Annotated in this window: 17 protein-coding genes and 1 pseudogene; 7 read left to right on the top strand and 11 right to left on the bottom strand. The window is 51.6% G+C overall.

Annotation, left to right across the window (positions count from 1 at the left end; all coding sequences use genetic code 11):
* Positions 1-183: 183 nt before the first annotated feature.
* The 3 genes from ACTS3T_RS20390 to bchD form a co-directional block, all read right to left on the bottom strand.
* Positions 184-615, bottom strand: coding sequence for a TIGR02588 family protein (locus tag ACTS3T_RS20390; RefSeq protein WP_462935483.1), 432 nt, complete (start codon positions 613-615; stop codon positions 184-186).
* Positions 612-1,481, bottom strand: coding sequence for a TIGR02587 family membrane protein (locus tag ACTS3T_RS20385; protein ID WP_462935482.1), 870 nt, complete (start codon positions 1,479-1,481; stop codon positions 612-614). Before ACTS3T_RS20385 ends, ACTS3T_RS20390 begins: the two co-directional genes overlap by 4 nt.
* Positions 1,482-1,575: 94 nt before the next feature.
* Positions 1,576-3,621, bottom strand: a complete 2,046-nt coding sequence (bchD, locus tag ACTS3T_RS20380) for a magnesium chelatase ATPase subunit D (protein WP_462935481.1) — start codon at positions 3,619-3,621, stop codon at positions 1,576-1,578.
* 189 nt (positions 3,622-3,810) lie between these two features.
* On the opposite strand from bchD, the gene ACTS3T_RS20375 reads away from it, so the two are divergent.
* Complete coding sequence (locus tag ACTS3T_RS20375) at positions 3,811-4,554, top strand: ComF family protein (RefSeq protein WP_462935480.1); 744 nt, start codon at positions 3,811-3,813, stop codon at positions 4,552-4,554.
* Here the strand turns inward: ACTS3T_RS20375 and ACTS3T_RS20370 are convergent.
* The 3 genes from ACTS3T_RS20370 to ACTS3T_RS20360 form a co-directional block, all read right to left on the bottom strand.
* Positions 4,496-4,855 (bottom strand): hypothetical protein, encoded by a 360-nt coding sequence (locus tag ACTS3T_RS20370; protein WP_462935479.1) that lies wholly within the window; start codon positions 4,853-4,855, stop codon positions 4,496-4,498. The genes ACTS3T_RS20375 and ACTS3T_RS20370 overlap by 59 nt on opposite strands.
* A gap of 457 nt (positions 4,856-5,312) precedes the next feature.
* Positions 5,313-8,000, bottom strand: a complete 2,688-nt coding sequence (gene acnA, locus ACTS3T_RS20365) for an aconitate hydratase AcnA (RefSeq protein WP_462935499.1) — start codon at positions 7,998-8,000, stop codon at positions 5,313-5,315.
* 332 nt (positions 8,001-8,332) lie between these two features.
* Complete coding sequence (locus tag ACTS3T_RS20360) at positions 8,333-9,214, bottom strand: mechanosensitive ion channel family protein (RefSeq protein WP_462935478.1); 882 nt, start codon at positions 9,212-9,214, stop codon at positions 8,333-8,335.
* Positions 9,215-9,241: 27 nt separating this feature from the next.
* Here ACTS3T_RS20360 and ACTS3T_RS20355 point away from each other — a divergent pair, with 27 nt between their 5' ends.
* From ACTS3T_RS20355 to ACTS3T_RS20330, 6 genes are all read left to right on the top strand, one after another.
* The gene (locus tag ACTS3T_RS20355; RefSeq protein WP_462935477.1) at positions 9,242-10,510 is read left to right on the top strand and encodes an ABC transporter substrate-binding protein; all 1,269 of its coding nucleotides are present in this window, start codon (positions 9,242-9,244) and stop codon (positions 10,508-10,510) included.
* Between the two features lie 220 nt (positions 10,511-10,730).
* Positions 10,731-11,060, top strand: a complete 330-nt coding sequence (locus ACTS3T_RS20350; protein WP_462935476.1) for a hypothetical protein — start codon at positions 10,731-10,733, stop codon at positions 11,058-11,060.
* A gap of 261 nt (positions 11,061-11,321) precedes the next feature.
* Entirely contained in the window at positions 11,322-12,707 is a 1,386-nt protein-coding gene (locus ACTS3T_RS20345; RefSeq protein WP_462935475.1) for an LCP family protein, read from the top strand.
* Positions 12,708-12,837: 130 nt separating this feature from the next.
* Entirely contained in the window at positions 12,838-14,706 is a 1,869-nt protein-coding gene (locus ACTS3T_RS20340; RefSeq protein WP_462935474.1) for a M91 family zinc metallopeptidase, read from the top strand.
* 90 nt (positions 14,707-14,796) lie between these two features.
* On the top strand, positions 14,797-15,354 hold the full coding sequence (locus ACTS3T_RS20335; RefSeq protein WP_462935473.1) for a plasmid pRiA4b ORF-3 family protein: 558 nt from the start codon (positions 14,797-14,799) through the stop codon (positions 15,352-15,354).
* A gap of 45 nt (positions 15,355-15,399) precedes the next feature.
* A complete protein-coding gene (locus tag ACTS3T_RS20330; RefSeq protein ID WP_462935472.1) occupies positions 15,400-16,053 on the top strand; it encodes a class I SAM-dependent methyltransferase in 654 nt (217 codons plus the stop codon).
* On the opposite strand, the gene ACTS3T_RS20325 is transcribed toward ACTS3T_RS20330, so the two are convergent.
* The 5 genes and pseudogenes from ACTS3T_RS20325 to ACTS3T_RS20305 all read right to left on the bottom strand — a co-directional run.
* On the bottom strand, positions 16,050-17,090 hold the full coding sequence (locus ACTS3T_RS20325; protein WP_462935471.1) for a pentapeptide repeat-containing protein: 1,041 nt from the start codon (positions 17,088-17,090) through the stop codon (positions 16,050-16,052). The two genes, ACTS3T_RS20330 and ACTS3T_RS20325, sit on opposite strands and share 4 nt — an antisense overlap.
* Before the next feature lie 167 nt (positions 17,091-17,257).
* A complete protein-coding gene (locus ACTS3T_RS20320; protein WP_462935470.1) occupies positions 17,258-18,154 on the bottom strand; it encodes a DUF6999 family protein in 897 nt (298 codons plus the stop codon).
* Positions 18,154-20,079, bottom strand: a complete 1,926-nt coding sequence (locus ACTS3T_RS20315; RefSeq protein WP_462935469.1) for a 3-oxoacyl-[acyl-carrier-protein] synthase III C-terminal domain-containing protein — start codon at positions 20,077-20,079, stop codon at positions 18,154-18,156. Before ACTS3T_RS20315 ends, ACTS3T_RS20320 begins: the two co-directional genes overlap by 1 nt.
* Positions 20,080-20,186: 107 nt before the next feature.
* Positions 20,187-21,152: an aldo/keto reductase gene (locus ACTS3T_RS20310; RefSeq protein WP_462935468.1), complete on the bottom strand. Its 966-nt coding sequence runs from the start codon at positions 21,150-21,152 to the stop codon at positions 20,187-20,189.
* Between the two features lie 75 nt (positions 21,153-21,227).
* A pseudogene (locus tag ACTS3T_RS20305) lies at positions 21,228-21,583 on the bottom strand (hypothetical protein); the annotation flags it as partial.

Raw genomic sequence — 21,583 nt, 5'->3', positions numbered from 1 at the left:
CTTCGCTGGGTGGTTTTGCTATGAGAAAACGGGTTAAGCGGGTTAAGTCTAAATTTTTGTCGAGTTTTTGAAGAGGGCGGTATCGCTAATCGGTAGCGCAGATCAGGACAAGTCTGAAGCAGTTTTTGATGCATGGCCTTCTTTTTTCCCTGTTTGTCCTTAGGTTATCTTCTAACCTGGGCATTAGGGCAGGCTGTAGCTGGCGATGCGAATGATCAATTCTCCCTGGCTGGGATTTTGCTGGAAAACAAAAGCACCCGATTCGGTTTCGTTGCTTGAGAGAAACTGAAACTGCTGCTCGCCCGATTCAGCCACTTCGCCATTGATGCGTAATTCGGCAATTACCTGCACCGAATCGACGGTTTGACCCCCCTGATTGACGACAACAAAGGGGACATAAAACTGATGGTTTTGGGTTTGACGAGCTGCTTGCTGCGTTACTTTTAGCTGGGGAGGATTTTGGGTTTTGGGGGTGCCGATCCAGAGGTAGCTAGCTAAGCCGACGACGCCAATGAGGATGGTGGAGGCGATCGCAAAACTGACCCATTCTGCTGGTGTTCGCTTGGGGTCAGTCACCTCTGGAGAGGGGTTAGACTCAGGGGACGCATGATTCATATCACAAGCCTGCCGGCGGCACCGCCGATGCTAGCGGGTAGTCCGAGGACTAATGTTTGGGGTAGCCAAACCGTTAGCGGATCACCCATTTCAATTTGGTGAAAGAAGCTGAGCATCAGCCCTGCCGCAATCAGCGAGACTAGATAAGAAATAACGGTTTCGTTTAGCGGGCTTTGAAAAAGACCCTTTTGCCGTCGCCGCTGGGGCTGATGGGCAAAGTTGGCCTGAAAAACAATGCCGTAGGAAATGAACAGAGAAGCTCCAATCATGGCAATGAGCCAGGGGCCAGCGATGGCCGTTGCTAGCATGGGTACCTCTTCGGTGGGGGCAATGTTAAAGGCCACAAAGATCGCACCGATTAAGGTAACGCCAATATCGCTTAGGGTTTCGTTGAGGTTATCGCTTGGTGGTTCCGCCTGAGACGCCTTTTGAGCGCTATTGTTGTCGGCTTGACCGCTGAGATATTGGTTGGCTACGGTGACGCCTAAGGCAAAGGGAATGCCACTATAAACGATTTTGCCCAGCGCTTCTTTGACTTGGGTGGAAAAGGTAATTTCTCGTAGCAGAATCAGCATACACCCAGCACAGACAAGGCCAATGGCGATCGCTTCTACGCTATCAAAGCAGGCGTTGCGCCAATCAACGCTTTCAGTTTTACGGAAGCCTTCGGTGCGGTTGAGCAAAAGCACAACAACGAAAGTAATCAACAGAGCCAGTAGCATCAGTTGGGGTTCAGCCGCTGAGCCAATCCACCAGACTTCCATGGTGTAGAACAAAGGGGTGCCAAACAAAAAGCCACCGCAAAGTCCACGCACAAGGTCGTCTAGTTCATTTTTCCAAGCTGATTTAGGCGCTCTTTTTTGCACGCTTCAGACATCCTCAGCCAACTAAACCAGAGCAGGCTGAGCCACTGCAGCCGTTGATCTATTATCCTACCGTGCTAGCGATCGCTAAATGCATTTAGGCAGTGCGCATATCGGCGATCGCCCCGCGAGCCATAGCGGCGATCGCCTGATCGGTTGCTTTGGGCAAGCGATAGTACTTACCGCCAGCGGTTTTAGCCAGTTCTTTACCAAATCCAGTTGAAACAAACTTGCGCTCCGTATCAATAATCAACAGTTGAAAGCCAATGGCGCGGATACGGGCGGCGATGTCGAGGAGTTCGGCTTTGATGTCGGGTGGCTCATCAGCGTCTAGGGGTTCACCGAGCGATCGCGCTAAGGGAATATTGCCGCGCCCATCGGTAATAGCCACAATCACTACATTGCCAATATCGCCAGACTGCTGGGCATTGGTGCCTACCCGAACTGCCTGGGTCAACCCATGCGCTAAAGGCGATCCGCCGCCGCAGGGTAGACGCTCTAGGCGACGGCGGGCTGCCGCAATCGACCGCGTTGGCGGCAAAAGCACGTCTGCTTTTTCGCCCCGAAACGGAATCAACGCTACCTGATCGCGGTTTTGGTAAGCTTCAGTGAGTAACTGCAAAACAGCACCCTTTGCAGACTGCATACGGTTTAGCGCCATCGAACCCGACGCATCTACCAGAAAAACAACCAGCGAACCAGCTTTGCGAGCTAGCTTTTTCGCCCGAATATCCCCTGGCTCAACAATGACTCGACGCTCAGGCTGGCGGGCACGGCGGGCTTTTTGGTAAGGCGAAGCAGCGCGGAGGGTGGCATCTACAGCAATGCGACGGGCGGGCCCTTGCGGCAGCATTGGCTTGATATAGCGCCCCCGTTCGTCCGAAAAAATAATGCTCTGGCTGCCAGATTTACCCTGACGGCTCATGGCTTGGGCAAAGAGCAGCACCGCTGGATCAATCACTACCCCTTCGGGGTCAAAGACAAACTCTTCTGGAATACTCGGCGGTGATGCGTCTGGCTGTTCGTCAGAATCGTCTTCGTCGCTGTCTTCGGGGTCTTCTAAATTGTCTTCGGGGTCTTCTGGTTCTGGGTTTGAGGGGGGTGGCGGCGGTGGCGGTGGCGCTTCCTCTGGCGGTGGGGCTTGCATGGCTAGCGATCGCGGCAAAATTACTAGCTCTACGGCGCAGCGCAAATCCTCTGCGTTGACCTCAGTGCGCCCCTCTAAGGCGGCATTCGCTTTAGCGACTCGCAGAGCAAACAGCTCGGCGCGATGCCCTTGAACGCCCCCTCGCACCGCTTCGGTAACCAGATATTGCACCTGTTCGCGGCTGATCTGTACGTCTTTGAGCCATTCTCTGGCTAAGATGATCTGGGTTTTGAGCGTGTCGATAGCCTCAGCGTGTTGTGCCAGAAAAGCGGAGGGGTTGTCATTAAACTGAGTAGTGCGATCGACCACTTCAACTCGGCTAGCTAGATCAAGCGGTTGGTCTGCCGCTAGGGCGATGGCAATGCGATCGAGCAAGTGGTCGCGCAGAGCGCCTTCTTCGGGGTTATAAGTGGCAATCAGCAGGGGTTCACAGGGGTGTTGAAAGCTAATTCCTTCCCGCTCAATCAGGTTGCGGCCTTCTGTCAGCGTCGAGAGCAGCAGGTTAGAAATTTGGTCATCTAGCAGATTGATTTCATCGACATATAAAACGCCCCGATTGGCTTCTGCTAGCAACCCCGGTTGAAAAACCGTGTCGCCCTGGCTGATTGATTTGGCGACATCGACCGAACCTAGCAGGCGATCTTCTGTGACTCCAAGCGGAATTTGAATAAAGGGAGCCGCAATCACTTTGGTGGGCAGTTCAGCTAGCGCTTTGGGTTCGTTGCCTAAGCGTTCTAGGGTTTCGTCATCCCAGTGGCGCGGATTGGCTGGATCGGCGTTGCAGCAAGAACCATCAATAACTTCAATGGGCGGCAGCAGTTCATGTAAAGCTCTAGCCATGACTGATTTGGCAGTACCCCGGCGTCCGGCAATTACCACACCACCCAAGCCTGGATCAACCGCCGCTAGCAGCAGGGCTAGTTTGATGGCCTCTTGATCGACGATGGCCGTTAGAGGAAAGGGGGTAGGAGAAGGTAAATCAGCAACCGCAGCCATAGCTTTTGAGATGAAGGTCCAGTTTTTCAGCTTATCAAGAAACCTGAAGCGGCGGCGTAATGATGCTGCTTGCCGCCGACATTTTTACGGACAAGGCTGAAGCCCCCCGGTAAAAAATCCTGGCTTTTGCGGGGGGCACTGATAAGGACATGTCGGCATGATCGACCCGTTTAGCTTTGTGGGGGCATCATGTTAAATTTGCTAGCGGCAGGGCGATCGCCTTTAACAGCCGCACTCAACCTCTTTTTGCAAGGGCATTGTCCACTTTGCGATCGCCCGTCGTCCCAAGAGTTTTGTCTTACCTGTACCGCCAACCTGCAACAGCAACAGATGGCTTCTGTTCCTGTCAATTGGCAAAGTCCGCTGCCTGTCATTGCCTGGGGGCACTACGAAGGTGCGCTCAAACAGGCGATCGCTGCGTTGAAATATCAGCAGCAGCCTCAAATCGGTTTAGCCCTGGGGCGCTGGCTAGGTACCCTCTGGCAGCAGCAGCAAGGGCTACAACAAATCCCTCTGACTGTGGTGCCGATTCCGCTCCATCCTGACAAACTCAAGCAGCGTGGCTACAACCAAGCTGAATTAATTGCGCAAGGGTTTTGCCGCGTTACCAGGTTGCCCCTAGCGGCGGATGGTTTGCAGCGTATCCGCTTGACCGAAGCTCAGTTTGGTTTGGGAGCCGAGGCTCGCTGGCACAACCTGGCTCAGGCGTTTGCTCTAGGGTCTTATTGGCAAAAACGCCGCTCTGCAACCCGCGTGCTGCTGGTGGATGACATTTATACCACCGGGGCGACGGCTATCTCGGCGGCTAACACGTTGCGACGGCAACGCATTTCAGTGCTGGGCATTGGGGCGATCGCCCAAGCTGGCTCACAAGTTAAGACCAAGCCGCAGCATCTGAAGAATGGGCATAAGCCAAGGCGAAAATCGGGCTAGGGTCAAGTCCGGTAATGAGCTGAAACTGGATAGGGGTGATGGCACTGGTAATGGGTTGAGTTTCCCAAGTTTTGAGCTTTTCGTGGACTTGATTTAAGAACGCTAACCCCCGCACCAGCGGATAGCGTAGCCAATTTTGAACCAAAATTTCAGTCAATGCCAGTTCAACTAAAGGTGTGGGATAGCGTTGCAAAATTCGATCTAGACAAACCTCAAAAGCCGCCCATTCTTCACCAAATAGCTGATAACTATCAATCACATGCTTAACGCGCTGCTGGTTGACCTGTTCTTCAATTTCCATCTTGATTTAGCCCCGATGCTGCATTTTTCGCCAATGCCAATTCTTCGTTAAGGTTTAAAGAAAAGATTAGAAATATTAGATTTAAGCCTAAGCTTAGCGGTTTATCGAGTCTTTTCACAACGTTATCTGGCAAAAGAATATAAGCTCAAGCGCATAGACCAGCCGATCAATAGAGCTTCTCATGATTCAAAATATTCAATAATCGCAGCCTATCAATTATTTTTTATTTTGTTTTTATAGCGGTAACCGCCAGAATTGGCATTCAAGTTGCTCAAAGCCACTGACAAAAAACCTTTCCTTTTGCCCTTTGCCCTCATTCTTCTGCCTGCCTTTAGCGATCGCTCTATTGGCTGGGCTGAACTTTCTTAAAGTTGCAACCCGCGTGACTCAATCGAACTTAGCCAATAAAAAAGGGTGAGCTAACTCACCCTAAACGGTTGTTGTTGGCAGATTTTGATTATTCAGCCGTCAGTAATTGCCGCAAAACGTAGTGCAAAATACCGCCATTACGGTAGTATTCCACCTCTTCATCTGTGTCAATTCGGCAAATCAGGGGCGTTTGTTCCTGGGTGCTATCGGCGCGGTGAATGGTGAGCATCACTTCCATGCCGGGGCTGATGCCATCACTTAAGCCGAGTAAATCAAAGGTTTCTGTTCCCTTTAAGTTCAAGGTTTTGCGGCTGGTTCCGGCAGGAAACTGTAGCGGCAAAACTCCCATGCCTACTAGGTTAGAGCGATGAATTCGTTCATAACTTTCGGCAACCACAGCTTTGACGCCTAGCAGGCGCGTTCCTTTGGCTGCCCAGTCGCGTGACGATCCGGTGCCATACTCTTTCCCGGCAAAGATGATGAGTGGGGTATCGGCGGCCACGTACTTCATGGCGGCGTCGTAGATAGACATTTCTTCGCCAGCAGGCATGTATTGCGTCACTCCCCCGGATGTGCCTGGAGCCAACTCGTTACGTAGGCGAATATTGGCAAAGGTGCCGCGCATCATCACTTCATGGTTGCCCCGACGCGAACCAAAGGAGTTGAAGTCACCTGGTGTGACCTGGTGATTCACCAAATAATGCCCTGCGGGGCTATCTGGCTTGATCGATCCGGCAGGAGAAATATGGTCGGTAGTGATGCTGTCTCCTAAAAGCGCCAGTGGCCGCGCTCCGTGAATGTCAGCAATGGCGCGATCGCCTACGGTCGGTTGCATGTCTGCAAAGAAAGGCGGGTTTTGCACATAGGTACTGTCAGATTGCCAGGGATAGGTTTGGCTATCAGCCGCTGCGATTTGCTGCCAAGCGGCGGTGCCGCTAAAGACGTTGCTGTAGCGGCTCTGGTACATCTCTGGGGTAAGCGAAGCCTGCATGACTTGGCGAATTTCAGCCGTCGTGGGCCAAATGTCTTTGAGGTAGACAGGACGCCCAGCGGCATCTTGACCAATGGGGTCGTTGAGCAAATCAATTGCCAGGTTACCTGCGATCGCATACGCCACCACTAAAGGCGGTGAGGCTAGATAGTTTGCTTTGGTATAAGGACTAACCCGGCCTTCAAAGTTGCGATTGCCCGACAGCACAGCCCCGACGACTAGATCTTCCCCTTCAATCGCCTTCACAATTGGCTGAGGCAGCGGCCCAGAATTACCAATGCAGGTGGTACAGCCATAACCCACCAGATTAAAGCCCAATTCGTCCAAATCGGCTTGTAAGCCTGCCCGCTCTAAATAGTCAGAAACAACCTGACTGCCGGGTGCTAATGACGTTTTCACCCAGGGTTTAACCGTTAAACCCTTTTCGCGGGCTTTGCGGGCAACTAGACCCGCACCAATCATCACAGAAGGGTTAGACGTATTGGTGCAGCTAGTGATGGCGGCAATGACGACAGCACCGTCGGTGAGGTCATAAGATTCACCCTCTACGGCGGCTGAACGCTTGTCAGCATAAGAAGCTAAGCCACTAAAACTGGGAAAATCAGAGGTTCTAAACTGCTCGGCTAGTTGAGACAGCAGCACCCGGTCTTGAGGCCGTTTGGGGCCAGCTAGGGACGGCTCAACCGTCGCAAGATCGAGTTCGAGCGTGTCGGTAAAAAGCGGATCGGGCATGTCAGCATAGCGCCAGAGTCCTTGCTCTTTGGCGTAAGCTTCAACCAGGGCAATACGGTCAGCCTCGCGGCCTGTGAAATGCAGATAGGTGATGGTTTCTTCGTCAATGGGGAAAAAGCCACAGGTAGCGCCATACTCAGGAGCCATGTTGCTGATAGTGGCGCGATCGGCCAGGGTTAAATGATCCAGGCCGTTACCATAAAATTCAACAAATTTGCCCACTACGCCTTTTTGCCGCAGCATCTGCACCACGGTTAGCACTAGGTCGGTGGCTGTGGCTCCTTCAGGGAGCTGACCCGTTAGCTTAAAGCCCACCACTTCAGGCACTACCATCGAAATAGGCTGGCCCAGCATGGCTGCTTCGGCTTCAATACCACCTACACCCCAGCCCAAGACCGCTAAGCCGTTAATCATAGTGGTATGGCTATCGGTGCCAACAAGGGTATCGGGATAAGCTACTGTTTCGCCGTTAGCTGTCTTAGTCCAAACCACCTGAGCCAAGTACTCTAAGTTGACTTGGTGACAGATGCCCGTACCGGGTGGCACAACCCGAAAGTTGTCAAAGGCTTTTTGTCCCCAGCGCAAGAAGGCGTAGCGTTCGTGGTTACGCTGAAATTCCTGTTTGACGTTTTCGCTAAAAGCGTCTTCAGAGCCAAAGGCATCAACCATGACCGAGTGGTCAATCACCAGATCAACGGGCGAGAGGGGATTGATTTTGTCAGGGTTGCTACCCAGCGCTACCATCGCATCACGCATAGCAGCTAAGTCTACGACAGCCGGAACGCCAGTAAAGTCTTGCATTAAGACGCGTGCCGGACGGTAGGCAATTTCGCGATCAGAGGTTCTAGCGTGTAGCCAGTCGGCGATCGCTTTTATGTCTGCAGCGGTGACGGTACGGTCGTCTTCATAACGCAGCAAATTTTCCAGCAACACTTTGAGACTGTAGGGCAGGCGGCTAATATCGCCTAAGGTTTTAGCCGCCTCTGGCAAGCTATAAATTTGATAGTCTTTGCCATTGACGGCAAGCGTTTTCTTGGCATTGAAGCTGTTTATCACAATAGTTGTCTCCCCCCCTGTGAAGCGTCACAGTTATTCATCCTATAGCCGCTGAGCTAGATTTTCCTAGCCTAGCGCTTTCAAAAGGATCCTATTGGTAGCAACCGAACCACTTTTGGCGGAACTGAGCCGAGGCGAGGATGTCTTCACAGGCGGATCATAAAAACGTGGCCGCAAGTGTTTGAGTGTCTGCGGTTGTGCGCCAATCGCCTGCTAAATGCTGATGGATGCTTGGCTACTTCAACTCGCTTGTCGCCCTTGCTGATCATTTGTGGTTAACGAAGCCGTCAGCCAGCAGGCTAAAAACCCGTTGTCTGGCTGGTGCTACCTTAGCGTTGGTTGGTGTGAACAAGATGCACATCTCGCTGAGGAAACGGAATGGTAATTCCTTCTGCGTCTAAGCGCTTTTTCACATTTTCTAAGGTGCTGAAATAGACAGGCCAATAGTTTTCGGTGCGTGTCCAGGGACGAATAGCAAAGTTAACGCTGCTGTCTGCAAGTTCAACGACGCCTACCATAGGGCTAGGCTCGGTTAAAATGCGGCTGTCTTTTGCCAGTTCTGATTGAATGACCTGCTTGACGCGATCAATGTCTTCGCTATAGGCAACGCCCACCTTTAGATCAACCCGCAATTTTCCCTGAGCCGAATAGTTGGTGATGTTGTGACTCATCAAGTTGCTGTTAGGTACGATTACTGTTTTGTTATCTAAAGTCCGAATCACAGTTGTCAGGAGCTGAATATCTTCGACGTAACCTGAAGCTTCACACCCTTCGATCCAATCTCCAACGCGAAAAGGATGAAATAAAATAATCAGCGCTCCGGCGGCAAAGTTAGAGAGTGACCCTTGCAGAGCCAGCCCCACGGCAAGTCCGGCTGCACCAACCGCTGCAATCAAAGAAGTCGTTTCAATGCCCATCTGCCCCAAGGCAATTAACACGGCAAAGCTGACAATGCCGTAGTACACCACATTACTGGCAAAGGCGATTAGCGTTGCTTCAATGCCTGCTCGTAGCAGCAATCGTTTGAGCAAACGCTGCAAGAAGTTGGCTCCCCAACGACCGACAAACAAGATAGCGATACCACTCAGCAGTCTAAGCATTAGCCCCAATGAAATGGCCTGGAGCTGTCCTGTCAGTATTTCTAAGCTTGAGATCCCTTCCATGACTTTAGGCTGGGTGGAATGAGAGGTTTGCCCTGGAAAAAGTAACATAGAAGGCAACTTTAAGCAGCAGATGTTATGCGTCAACTTTTGCGATCGCTCTTGATAGGTTTACTGGTTAGCAGCTTGCTGATAAGCGGCTGTGAATCGGCTAGCGATCGCCCCTCTAGGGTGCATTTAACCCTCTGGCAGGGAATTAGCCCCCCCAGTAACCGCGAGGTGTTTCAGACCTTAGTGCAACGCTTTAACCAGACGCACCCTGACATTGAGGTTGAAAGTCTCTATGTCGGTCAGCCCGATCAGCAAATTCCTAAAATTCTGACAGCGGTTGTCGGCAATGCTGCCCCCGACTTGCTTTGGTACGTGCCAACCCTTACCGGGCAACTCGTAGAGCTAGCGGCGATTCAACCGCTTGATGACTGGTGGCAGCGATCGCCCTATAAAGACCAGCTCGACCCAGCGCTGATAGAAACCATGAGCCTAGAAGGGCATATTTGGTCAGTTCCTTTCGCTACCAACAATGCGGCCATTTTCTATCGTCCCAGCCTGTTTCAAGCTGCTGGCATTGATCAAGTTCCCCGAACCTGGGCCGACTTTCGCTCTGCCGCTCAACAACTCACCCAAGATACCGATGGCGATGGCCGCGCCGACCAGCACGGTATTTTTCTTTCGCTGGGCAAAGGCGAATGGACTGTCTTTGTCTGGCTGCCTTTTGTTTATAGTGCTGGGGGGCGTCTAGCGACCGGAAGCCAGCCCGATTTGGTCAATCCCGGTGCGATCGCTGCGCTTCAGCTCGGCGCTGATCTGGTGCAAGATGGTGCCGCCGTGCTGTCTTCGCCTGAGCGGGGTTTTGAAATTGATAGCTTTATTGCTGGTAACGTGGCGATGCAAATTACCGGGCCGTGGACATTGCCGCAGCTACGAGATGCGGGCATTGACTTTGATGTGTTTCCCTTGCCAATAAGTGAGCAGCCTGCCGCTGTAGTCGGCGGGGAAAGTTTTTTTCTGGGGCAAACCACACCCGCCAAAACCCAAGCCGCTTATGAATTTCTCGACTATATTTTAAGCTCAGATTTTCAGCAAACCTGGGCGCTAGAGACTGGCTACCTGCCAGCCAATCTGACCGTTCGCGCCAGCCCTGCCTACCAGCAATTCGTCAAAGACAATCCCACCCTGCAAGTATTTCTCAAACAAATGGACTGGGCGCGATCGCGGCCTATCATTCCTGGCTACACCTATCTTTCAGAAAACTTTGGCCGCGCGATCGAAGCTGCTTTGTTAGGTACACCACCGCAGGAAGCCTTACAGCAGTCACAGCGCCGCTTAGAGCTGATTTTAGGAGAATAGAGAAAGCGGGAGGCGATGAGGAAGAGGGAGGGGGAAAAGATGGGGGAGAGGGAAGCGATGGGGGAGAGGCAGAGGGGAGAGGGAGGGGGAAAAGATGGGGAAGATAGAAGAGATGGAGGTGTGCAGATGACCAATTCTTGCCTCAGCAACGTCACCCCAGGGTCTTCGCTAAAATCAGGAACACCCCACTCTCCTTACTCACCACCTTCTACTACTCCCCATGCCCAACCGTGTCAAGCTTTCCCTTTACCTCATCCCTGTCTTTGGCTTTTTCCCGGCCCTGTGGACGCTATCGCTCAAGCAGGGCGATCGCCAAGAGCAATCTGTTAGTAAGCTTGCGGTTGTTTTGGCTTTGAGCTGGCTGAGTGCTTACCTGGTGTTGGGCACCGGGGCAAACCTTTCAGAAACAGCCGCTTTACGGTTGTTGGTCACCAGCAGTTTAATTGGTTCTGGTTATTTTCTGGTGAACCTCTGGCTGATTTTGCGGCTGTGGCGGGGTAAATCGGTTAAGCTACCAGGGTTGAGTCAGTTCAGCGATCGCTTACCCTAGTTTTAGTTCGCCTAAAAGCTAGCTGTGGGTCGCTGATTGAACGGCTCAAAGCTGTCGGACTGAATGCTTTAGGCTCAGCCAAGTCGCGATCGCAGCTTTGACTTTGAGGTCAGCTCTGGCCGCTTTTGCAAGGCAAGTAGCAATTTGCGACAAATTCCTGAAAGCCTGCTAACATGCTGCTAAAAATAAGCGGCAGCGACCACTGCTCAAGGCTATTTTTCCTTTATCTTTAATTCCCTCGCTGTCCGACTGAGGTAGCTTGTGTCTAGTTCTAAAAAGCCCCATAAATCGTCTGTTAGATCCACGGCTAAAAAGCACCGAGGTAGAATTCCTCGATGGCTTGGGGTAAGTATTGTCTTGGCGGGAGTTGCTTCATTTTCGGCAACGGCAGGCGCGTTGCTAGCGGTTTCGCTCTCCAGCACGCCGCTACTTCAAAGTGAACTGTCTGCTGAAGAAGCCGAAGTTTTTAGCCAAGGCGATCCAATTTCGACTGGAAGCAACTTACGCCTGCCGCGCCTAACCCGCCCGGTCAACATTTTAGTTTTGGGTGTCAAAGTTCTCAGCACAGACCTAGACACTCCCCCTGAAGAAGTTGAAAACCTGGGCTATCACGCCCTAGTCAACTCTTTTGAAGGCTTATCTGACACAATGCTGCTGATTCGTTTCAGCCCTGATACAGAGCAGTTAGTCGTCCTCTCTATTCCTCGCGATACCCGCACCCGTATCGAGGGGTTGATGACCAAAATTAATGAAGCCAATCGTGATGGTGGGCCTGCCCTCAGTGCTAGAGCGATTAGTGAGCTGCTAGGGGGTGTGGCGATCGATCGCTATGTACGTATCAACGTGCAGGGGGTTGAAAAACTGGTAGACGCTTTGGGTGGCGTGAAAGTAAACGTTCCCAAAGATATGAAGTACCAGGATGACAGCCAGCATCTCTACATCAACCTCAAAGCAGGGGAACAACAGCTTGATGGCGATCAGGCGCTCCAGTTTTTGCGCTTCCGCTACGACGACTATGGCGACATTGGCCGCATTCAGCGACAACAAATGTTGATGCGGGCTTTGGTAGAACAAACCCTCAATCCGGCCACGATCGCCCGCCTGCCCAAAATTCTTTCAGTGATTCAAAACAACGTAGACACCAATCTCAGCGTCGAAGAACTGCTAGCACTGGTGGGGTACGCAGCCCAAACCAACCGTTCAAACGTACAGATGCTGATGTTGCCTGGGGACTTCAGCTCACCAGAAGAGTACGAACTTAGTTACTGGCTACCCAACTACCGAGAAATTGACACGCTAGTTGAGCAGTATTTTGGCCATGGCATTGGTCAGTATCAAACAGCCGCCGATCCTTCTTACGTGCGAGTGGCGGTGCAAGATAGCACCGGAGACGAAATTGCTGTGCAATCTTTGATTGATGCACTCTATGACAGTGGCTATTCCAACGTCTTTATCGATCGCGATTGGAATGAAACCCTAGACGTAACGCGCATTATCGCTCAACAAGGCGACCTTGATAGCGCCGAAACCTTGCACCGTTTTCTAGGTATTGGCGAAGTACGGGTAGAGAGCACTGGCAACCTAGATTCTGACATTACCATTCAGCTAGGCCAAGACTGGACGATTGAACATGGCAATCAGCTATAGAGGGCATTGAGTTAAACAAAACATCATGGTTGCATTGAGAAATCCGCACAAGTTGGGGATTTAGTAGCTTAAAGGCAGAACGGTGGGGTATAAGAAAGATGGCTTGCTCTACTGCGGCTTGAGAATAGCTATGCCCCATCGCGCTTCTAAACGGCACCCTGCTACTGCCGCTGCTGTGATAAAAAAACCTCAGCTTGGCCACCAGGCATCAGCGGCGACCTTGGATCTGGCTGCGAACCCGTTTGAGTCCTCTCCCTTCAACCATGCCGAGCCAAATTACTTCGCCGCGACGGCTCCTTTTGCGAGTCGTCCTTTTGCCCCTGTCAACAGGCAAACGTCGGCTCCCAATGTGCAAGCGCAGCTAGCGCAGGCAAGAACGATGGGCTTTGACCCGATGCGCCTGAGCGTGTTTCCAGAGGGAAGTTCACCATTGATTACCCCTGAATGGCCCCGTAAAGGTCAGCAGAAAGGGGGGGCGATGATGCGATCATCACCGTCCATAGAGGCAAAAGCGCAGACCACCGAAACCCCAACTGCATCGGTCGGAAATGTGATGATCCAGCCCATGAGCTTTACCCGCTTCAGCGGTTTTTGGGGCAGCTTTAAGTCCTACAACGATCAAGAAACCACACTGCTGGATCTGGAGAAGCGCACAGGCGAGGCGCTTGACGGCATGCGGGGCTATCACAACCATGATCAGTACGGCGAACGCCTTCAGAATTTAGCGCAACAGTTCACCCAGCTCACAAGCGGCACCTATGAAGAATCTCAGTACGAATCCATCCTGAAAAGCCTGAAGACTGTCTATTACGCCACTGATAAGATCTCGACCCAAATCGCCGCTCAGGATTTGGAGGATGAAAAAGCGTTAAATTCACTCATCGCCGGATCGTTTGAAGTGGTTGACAGCCCAAGCGAGGCAACGCGGCCCAACCAGATCACGCAGGACAAACTGGTTGAAATTACGGCTCTTCTGAACGACATCTATTTTGCTAATGAGTCGAACTTGGTGATTGCCCCGGATATGTCCTACGGCACCTATGATCTCGCCAAGCGTAGCGCTGAACTTGGTGAATCCATCCCCCCCGAAGTTTTGGTGCTAGAGTTGAAAATTCGCAAGATGGAGACTCAGCGCGAGTTAATCCAAAAGGAATTTGATCAGGCATTTGACGAAAAAATTCGACTGGAAACTTCGATAAAGCAGAAAAGTAAAGCCCTAGAATCGCTCGACCCAGAAAAAGACGCCCTTGATTTGCAGGTGGCTAATCAAGTGATTGAGAAAGAGAAGAAAGCGCTTGAAGTTGCCAGTCAACAACTCGCTCAGGCGAGGAGCCGCAGGGATGAACTAGACGAGGCGACCCAGGAACCCCAGAAGGAATATAACGCTTTGGTCAAGCGGATTATCAAGAAAGAGACTATGAAAGATCTGGTGAAGATTGCCCAAACGGGTGTAGGGCGTGACCTGCTCAAAGCGATCGCCAAGACCTCGTTAGAAACGAGCGCTAAGAAGGTGACGATAAACGCCTACAGCCAATACAAAAATCCGACTGCTGCCGAAAGCAAAGGCACCCAGAACCCTTACGTTGACTACACGCCGCAGTATTTTAAGAACCGAGATACCCAGGAGCGCCAAGAGGGGGGTGCTATTAGGCAGTTTGAGGCGCTAAAAGCGCATAACCCCTGGCAAGAAAATGAGCGCACTGATATCACCCTGTTCCATGAACTCGTCCACACCTACCACTTTCAGAGTGGGGAGAGTGAAAAGAACGACCTAATCTCAGATGAAGACGCTGTACACGGAGTCGATCGCCCCTATGGCTCTGAGGACGATAGGCGCGGCGTGCGGGAGGAGGAGTACGCAACGGTTGGCCTAGGTAAATACAGCGACGACAAATATACCGAAAATGCCTACCGCAACGAGCGGCGGCGCATGGGCGAATTGGTAAGCCCGCGCGATATGTATACCCATAAAGACGAGGAAGGCAACCGGGCAACCTGACGGCTGAGGTCATGTGTGCGATCGCTGGGTCGCCCCAAACTGGCGCAGAAACGCGTCAACATTTGATAGAAAACGCTCTAAGGAGAAGCTGTGGATCAGGCTCAAATTTATCAACTGGTTGTCACCCTTATCGACAGTGACCCTGCGATTTGGCGGCGTTGCCAGGTGAGAGCCGATAGCTCACTGGCTCAGCTTCACGTCATTGTGCAGGCGGTGATGGGCTGGCAAAATCTACACCCGCATGAGTTTAAGATTGACGGCGATCGCTATGGCCTGCTTGACCCTGAACTTGATCGGTCGCTCAAGGATGAACAACAGGTTTATCTGGGCGAACTAATTCCGCAAGCCCAAACGCAGTTTACCTACTTTTATGACTTTGGCGACGGTTGGCTACACCGCATTTGGGTAGAAGCCATCTTACCGCTAGCGCCGCAGCAAAGCTATCCCTGCTGCCTTGACGGGGCGCTAGCTTGCCCACCCGAAAACAGCGGCGGCATCTGGGGATATGAAGAACTGCTAGAGCGGCTCAATGACCCGGAAGATCCAGACTATTTGGCCTTGTGGGACTGGGTCGGTAGCGATTTTGACCCCGATCGCTTTGACCTGCAAGCGGCCAATCAACGCCTCAGCGCTGCTGTAGGCGGCTAAATTTTCTACACTAGACAACAGTTCTTTAGGGCTAAGGATCACGCTATGCTGCTCACTCCCGAACAGCGCCAAAAGCTAGATTTTGCCAACGACGAGACATTTTATGATCTGCCTCGCTTCGTTACCCATGTGGATGAAGGCTTTATTCAGCAGCTCGGTCATCTCTACCGCGATCGCTTGTCGTCTCACAGTCGCATTCTAGACCTGATGAGTAGTTGGGTTTCGCACCTGCCGGATGATCTCACCTTTGAGCATGTCGAAGGGCATGGTTTAAACGCAGCGGAACTGGCTAAAAACCCACGCTTAGACCACTATTTTGTGCAGAACTTAAACGAAAATCAAACCCTGCCGCTAGCCGACCAAACCTTTGATGCTGTGCTGAATGCGGTTTCGGTGCAGTATTTGCAGTATCCCGAAAAGGTCTTTGCCGAAATCTACCGGGTACTCAAGCCCGGTGGATTGGCTATTATCAGCTTTTCTAACCGCATGTTCTACCAAAAGGCGATCGCCGCTTGGCGGGACAACAGTGAATCAGGCCGAGTGGCCTTAGTTAAGCGCTATTTCGGTTCGGTTTCCGGCTTTGGTCAGCCTGAAGTCATTGAAAACGTTTCTCAGGTGCCTAGCTTTTTGCAAATGCTAGGGGTTGGTGGTGACCCGTTTTATGCCGTCATTGCCGAACGTTTGGCACCCCTTGCTTAATCGTGCTGGCTGCCGTCGGGCAAAATAGCGCCTTTTAACTGAGCGCCTTTAAGCTTGGCTTCTGCCAAGTTGGTGTCACTCAAATTGGCGTAGCGCAAATCGGCATTGGTGAGGTCGGCGTCTCTGAGGTTGGCCATACTGAGGTTGGCTCGCTTGAGGCTAGCATTCGACAGGTTGGCTCCGTTCAGCATGGCTTCGCGCAGATCGGTTTCTGCCAGATTGGCATAGGCTAGATTGGCCTGATGCAGATTAGAGCCAATGAGATTGGCTCCAAAAAGGACAGTGCCGATCAGGTTAGCCTGTCGTAAATTGGCCATACACAGATTGGCAATACTGAGGTTGGCTAAGTGTAAGTCGGCTTCGCATAAAGTTGCCCCTACTAAATTTGCCAGGGAGAAGCTGCCCAAACTGAAGTTGGCCTGATGGGCGATCGCATCTTGAAAGTTAGCCTGAACACAGTGGGCTTCGCGAAGATCAGCCCGAGTTAAATTGGTTTTTTTGAGGTTAGCCCCTTGAAAATTGGCAGTATAAAACGTGCCGTCCGTGAGGTCTGCCTGTTGTAAGTTGCTTTCAGTGAAATCAGCCATGCAGCAGTCTGTACCGCGCAGACGGCTTTGGCTGAGGTTGGCGTTGCGCAGACTGGCCTCTCGCAAATGGCTGCCGCCTAGTTCCGCCATCGACAATACAGCCGCATCTAACAAAGCCCACCGCAGATTAGCCTGCTCTAAGCACGCCTCTCGCAAATCGGCTCCTACCAGATTGGCTTCTGTTAAATCTGCTTGAGACAGATCAGCTGTATACAGTAAAGCTTCTTTAAGATTGGCGCGACGCAGATCGGTGTTGTGCAGATTGACCATGCAGCAGTCGGCGTAGCTGAGGTCAATTTGTTTTAAATCTGCTTTAGCCAAAACCACTTCTCTTAAGTCGAGGGGGGTTAAGGCAACTGCACTTGCGGGTTGTCGAATAAACTGCGATCGCCAATCGTTCCAGGCAGAAGCCCCTCGCGTCAGGAGTTCTACATACTGCTGTTTTGACATGATATTGCGATTCCGGCCCTGAGATTGCCTGCAAAAGGGATGCTGAGGCATACCTAGATACTACCCAACGGCAGGGGCAGAAGACCGTATTTTTTGCATCAAGCCAGTGGACGAAAATAAGCAAAATCACTGAGGCTATTGGTGGCTTGATACGACTCTCATCCGTGCTAGGTCGTCTGTTCTTTTTGCACTTCTAAGTAGCGGTGCAGGTATTCAGTTGTAATTCCGTGGAGCAGCAAATCACGAGCGGCGGCAAAGGGGCTGTTGGGTGCTAGGGGATGACGATTTGAAATCACATGGTTCCAGCGATAGTCATCTGTAATCGCACTGACATAGCAGCCAAAGTTTTCATCAAATTGTAAAGATAGTACGGCTCGCTCAAATTCTGCGCTGGTTAGGCAGAGCGAATAAAACACCTTAAACAATTCGATGGCCGATTCTAAATCGAGCAAGCGGTGCCAGCGCCGAGTGAAGTCAATGTCTGGAGTGATGGGTTGGATGCTGTCGTAGCAGATCCCCCGGTGGCGAACTTGCGTTAGCCAGGTGGGGTTGCTCTGCTGGGCTTGATGAAAATCGTAAACAAAGTTGTAGAGAATCAGATCATGTTCTAGAAAAGCATTGTCGGTGAGGTCGTCTACTGTTTGGGGGTAAAGCTGCGATCGCTTGATGGCTGGATCTGGCCCATTGTCAATTAAGAAATTGATGATGTTAGAACCCAAACCAATGTGGCGCACAATCAGGTAGCAAGCTTCTGGCGACACCCAGGTTTTAAGAAACCAAGTGGCCGAACGATGCATTAAACCGTAAGTATGAAACTGAAACGGCAGCAAACGTTTGCAGGTTAGAATGACTGCCAACAAGCAGTTGGCGATCAGGCGGATGGAAAATAGCAGATAAATGCGGCTCCAGCTTTTGAGATCGCGAATCATGTAAGCCTTGGCTACCGCATCGACTGGAATTGCCTGATCTAAGTACAAAACATCCCAAGCATTAGGATTGGTGCGATCGTAAGCAGAATTGGCGACGGTAGATTGAGAGAGAGGGGTTTCTGAAACCTGTGACATTACTGAATCTCCTCTAATTGCAGTAAGTAGAGTCGGGCTGTCACCTGGGCTGTTTTAACAATGCGTCGAATCAGCTCTGGCGTGAGCCAGTCGGCTTTTAAGAGCGGCTCTAACTTGCCGATATGGGCGGCGTCATTGTCACTGTGATAGGCCAGAAAAGAAACCTGATCGCGGCTAAGGCCGAGCGTTTGCTGAATTTGGTTGGCCCACTGACCAGCTAAGCGGTTTCCTAGCCCTTCGATGATAAACAGGCTACCTATGAGATCGACGGGGTTTGCTTGAGAAGCTTGGTGAAAGATAAAGGCAGAAAGGGCTTCGCTGCCAATGTTTTTCTCCGCTGCTACGATGTCAGCTAGATTTCCCCCCACCGCTACATAGTTACGCTCTAACATTTGAAAATCGCGGTGTTCGTCTTGAGCATGGCCAATAAAGAGCGATCGCAACCGAAAATCGCTCATATTTGAGGCAGCGCGGGCAATCCAGCGGGCACCGTCTACGACTTGAGGCCGTAAGTTGCGTAGCAGTGCCTGATAGTCGGCCAGGGTAAACTCGCCTCGGTTTAACCGACGGACAATAGGGACTGACTGTAAGCGTCGTTCAAAGTCAAGCCAGGTCAGCATTAGCTGACGGAGCAAAGGCGAAGTTTCAGCCGTGAAGCTTGGCGCTGGGAGATTGGCAGATTCAACCCCTGAGCCACTACAGCCTGTTTGAAGTCGTAAATAGTTGGCGGTAGCGTCTTCGACCTGCCTGGGGTCAACGGCTTCTTGATGGGGTAAGGGTGGCAGGGCTTGAGGATCTGCCGCTACAACCGTCAGCAACATATAAGCGGTGGTGAAACGGCCACTTTCGGGTACAAAACAAAAGATTTTTTGCCCCGGTTGTAGTTGATCAGAATGAAACAATTCTTCCAGCATCAGAAAAATTGAGGCGCAGCCCGTATTGCCTCGGGTGTAGAGGTTGGTGAACCACTTTTCTTCTGGAATCATGCAGTTTGCTTTTTCTAGCAACTCCACAATTTGGCTACGAAAGAAATGTGAAGAATAGTGGCACAGAAGCCAGTCAATTTGATCGGGCTGTACGCGGCCTAGGTCAATCAGCCGCAGCCAACCTTCAACTCCTAGCTTGATCACATGGTCGAGCAGACGAATATTTTGCCGCAAATTGATGCTACCGACTTGAGCCGCCTTGCTGTAGGTGGGATAGTCTAGCCAGCTTTTGGCCGCTAAGGCGTTTTCGGTACCAGCATACATGCAGACCGGATAGGCGTTGGCGTGGGAAATCAGCTCAATCCAATCAATCCGCAAGCTGAGGCCACTCGCCTGGGGGCGATCGCGAATCAAGCAAGCGCCAGCCCCATCTGACAGCATCCACCGCAGAAACTCAGTGTCAAAACTGAGGAATTTGCCTGCTTCGGCTGCCTGCTGCGATTCAAACTGAGTATGCTTAAACAAGCGAGACGCCAGTTCAGAGGCGACGGCGATCGCATTGCGTTTTTGCCCTAGGGCAATTTGCGAAGCGGCATATTTGAGTGCGGCTACCCCCGCACAGCAAACGCCTTGGTGGGAGGTTGCCTCTAAAGGGGCTAGCTCTGGGAGTTCGCCGTGTACCATGCTGGCAAAACCCGGAACCAGTAGATCAGGCCAGGTAGTGGCGGCACACAGCAGATCAAAAGCAGTGGGTTCTAATCCAGACTTTGACAGGGCATCGCGAATGGCGATCGCTGCCATTTGGTGATTCAAATGCGTTGTCTTTTGCTGGCGATCGAGGGCGTAGTAGCGCTGCTGAATACCATTACTTTGCAAAATCCGGCGTTTGACCTTAGAAGCCTTGCCGTTAACTTTGCCAAGGTAATCTTCGAGGTGATCGTTTGTAATGGGCGAGTTGGGCAAGCAATGCCCCATCTGAGTAATGTAAGCGCCAAGCATAAAAACCTGCTAGCCGTGAGGGTGATATCTTGCTCACAACCTTAAGCAGGTTTTGTCTACTAGTGACAGTTGCTATGACAGTTTAGAAAATTGCTCTATTGTTCGCTTTAGCGCCAGGGTTGACTGACCCGATTAAGCTGTTCCAGTTCGTCAGGCGTCATCTGCCAGCCCAAGGCTCCCGAATTCTGGCTGGCTTGGCTAGCGTTTTTGGCACCTGGAATGGGGACGATATTGCCTTGAGCAATCAGCCAGTTGAGCGCCACCTGAGCGGGAGTACGCTCGTATTTCTCACCAATTTTTTGCAACGTTTTGACGACTAGCTCAATCTTGACCAACCCATCTGGGTTAAAGCGAGGGTCTAAGCGACGGGCTCCTGTGGGTTTTTGCTGGGCTTGCAAAGTGTATTTACCCGTGAGCCGACCCTGAGCCAAGGGACTATAAGCCAAAATGGTCACTCCCAGTTCGCGGGCTGTCGGCAAGACCCCTTTTGTTTCTGGTTGACGATGCAGCAGCGAGTACTGAATTTGGTTGACCGCTAACGGCACCCCTAACTCTGCTAGATACTGATGGGCTGTGCGCATCTGCTGAGCTGAATAATTACTCACCCCAACGGCTTGAATTTTTCCCTGTCGCACGGCTGTTGCCAAAGCTGTCATCAGCGTTTTTTGCTGCATAAAAAACTCAAACGGCCAATGCACCTGATAAAGCGCAAGGCTAGAAAGCTGTAGGCGATCGAGGCTAGCGGCTAATGCCTCGGCTACCGATTGAGCGGTAAACCGCCAAGGCAAGGGAAAGTATTTGGTCGCCACATGAACGGGCTGATCAACGGTCTGAATAAATCGGCCTAGCAACCGCTCAGATTCACCAAAACCATAAATTTCTGCGGTATCAAAAAAGTTGACGCCAGACGCTAAGGCTGCTGCAAAGGCTTGCTGAACCTCAGTTTCACCGTAATCTTTGCCGTAGTTCCAAAACCAGGAGTCTCCCCAAGCCCAAGTGCCCACCCCCAAAGCCGGAATCGTTGGGCCGTCAGGAACAAGCTTGACAGTTTGGGGGGTAGTTTGAAGAGACATAAGGAAACTCCTTGGCAGCTATCAGTAGTTTAACGTTACAAAACGTAAAATACTGCCTCAGGGGCTAAAAGCAGCTTATGGCTGGCTTTGTCCTGTCTCTGAGCTAGGTAGCGCTTGCGTTTCAACTTCAATACCACCTTGAGCGTCTAAATCGATGGAAGTTTGGGTGGCAGCACCCGACTCAGCATCTATGGTGGTTACGTCAATTTGGTCATTGCCAATGACCGTACGGGTAATACTCGGTTGGTTGGATTGGCCAGAAGAAGTATTGTTGTTGAGCGAATCGGTACCTGTAGGTCTGTTGAGCGGATTGTTGGGATTGTTGGTGCCATCGGTACCGTTAGTATTGAATGGCTCTGTACCTGCAGGGTTGTTGCGGGAATCGTCGGTACTGTATGGCTCTGTGCCCGCAGGGTTGTTGCGGGAATCGT

The organism is Almyronema sp. (assembly GCF_052168255.1).
GTDB classification, from domain to species: domain Bacteria; phylum Cyanobacteriota; class Cyanobacteriia; order Phormidesmidales; family Phormidesmidaceae; genus Sphaerothrix; species Sphaerothrix epifaneia.
Note: the sequence above shows the minus strand (reverse complement) of the source record. Positions and strands in the feature narration are given on the sequence as shown.

What these genes read in the sequence shown, in the direction of transcription:
- ACTS3T_RS20390 (WP_462935483.1), bottom strand. Translation starts at nt 615, where the DNA reads ATGAATCATGCGTCCCCTGAGTCTAACCCCTCTCCAGAGGTGACTGAC.
- bchD (WP_462935481.1), bottom strand. Translation starts at nt 3,621, where the DNA reads ATGGCTGCGGTTGCTGATTTACCTTCTCCTACCCCCTTTCCTCTAACG.
- ACTS3T_RS20375 (WP_462935480.1), top strand. Translation starts at nt 3,811, where the DNA reads ATGTTAAATTTGCTAGCGGCAGGGCGATCGCCTTTAACAGCCGCACTC.
- ACTS3T_RS20370 (WP_462935479.1), bottom strand. Translation starts at nt 4,855, where the DNA reads ATGGAAATTGAAGAACAGGTCAACCAGCAGCGCGTTAAGCATGTGATT.
- ACTS3T_RS20360 (WP_462935478.1), bottom strand. Translation starts at nt 9,214, where the DNA reads ATGTTACTTTTTCCAGGGCAAACCTCTCATTCCACCCAGCCTAAAGTC.
- ACTS3T_RS20355 (WP_462935477.1), top strand. Translation starts at nt 9,242, where the DNA reads ATGCGTCAACTTTTGCGATCGCTCTTGATAGGTTTACTGGTTAGCAGC.
- ACTS3T_RS20350 (WP_462935476.1), top strand. Translation starts at nt 10,731, where the DNA reads ATGCCCAACCGTGTCAAGCTTTCCCTTTACCTCATCCCTGTCTTTGGC.
- ACTS3T_RS20340 (WP_462935474.1), top strand. Translation starts at nt 12,838, where the DNA reads ATGCCCCATCGCGCTTCTAAACGGCACCCTGCTACTGCCGCTGCTGTG.
- ACTS3T_RS20330 (WP_462935472.1), top strand. Translation starts at nt 15,400, where the DNA reads ATGCTGCTCACTCCCGAACAGCGCCAAAAGCTAGATTTTGCCAACGAC.
- ACTS3T_RS20325 (WP_462935471.1), bottom strand. Translation starts at nt 17,090, where the DNA reads ATGTCAAAACAGCAGTATGTAGAACTCCTGACGCGAGGGGCTTCTGCC.
- ACTS3T_RS20320 (WP_462935470.1), bottom strand. Translation starts at nt 18,154, where the DNA reads ATGTCACAGGTTTCAGAAACCCCTCTCTCTCAATCTACCGTCGCCAAT.
- ACTS3T_RS20315 (WP_462935469.1), bottom strand. Translation starts at nt 20,079, where the DNA reads ATGCTTGGCGCTTACATTACTCAGATGGGGCATTGCTTGCCCAACTCG.
- ACTS3T_RS20310 (WP_462935468.1), bottom strand. Translation starts at nt 21,152, where the DNA reads ATGTCTCTTCAAACTACCCCCCAAACTGTCAAGCTTGTTCCTGACGGC.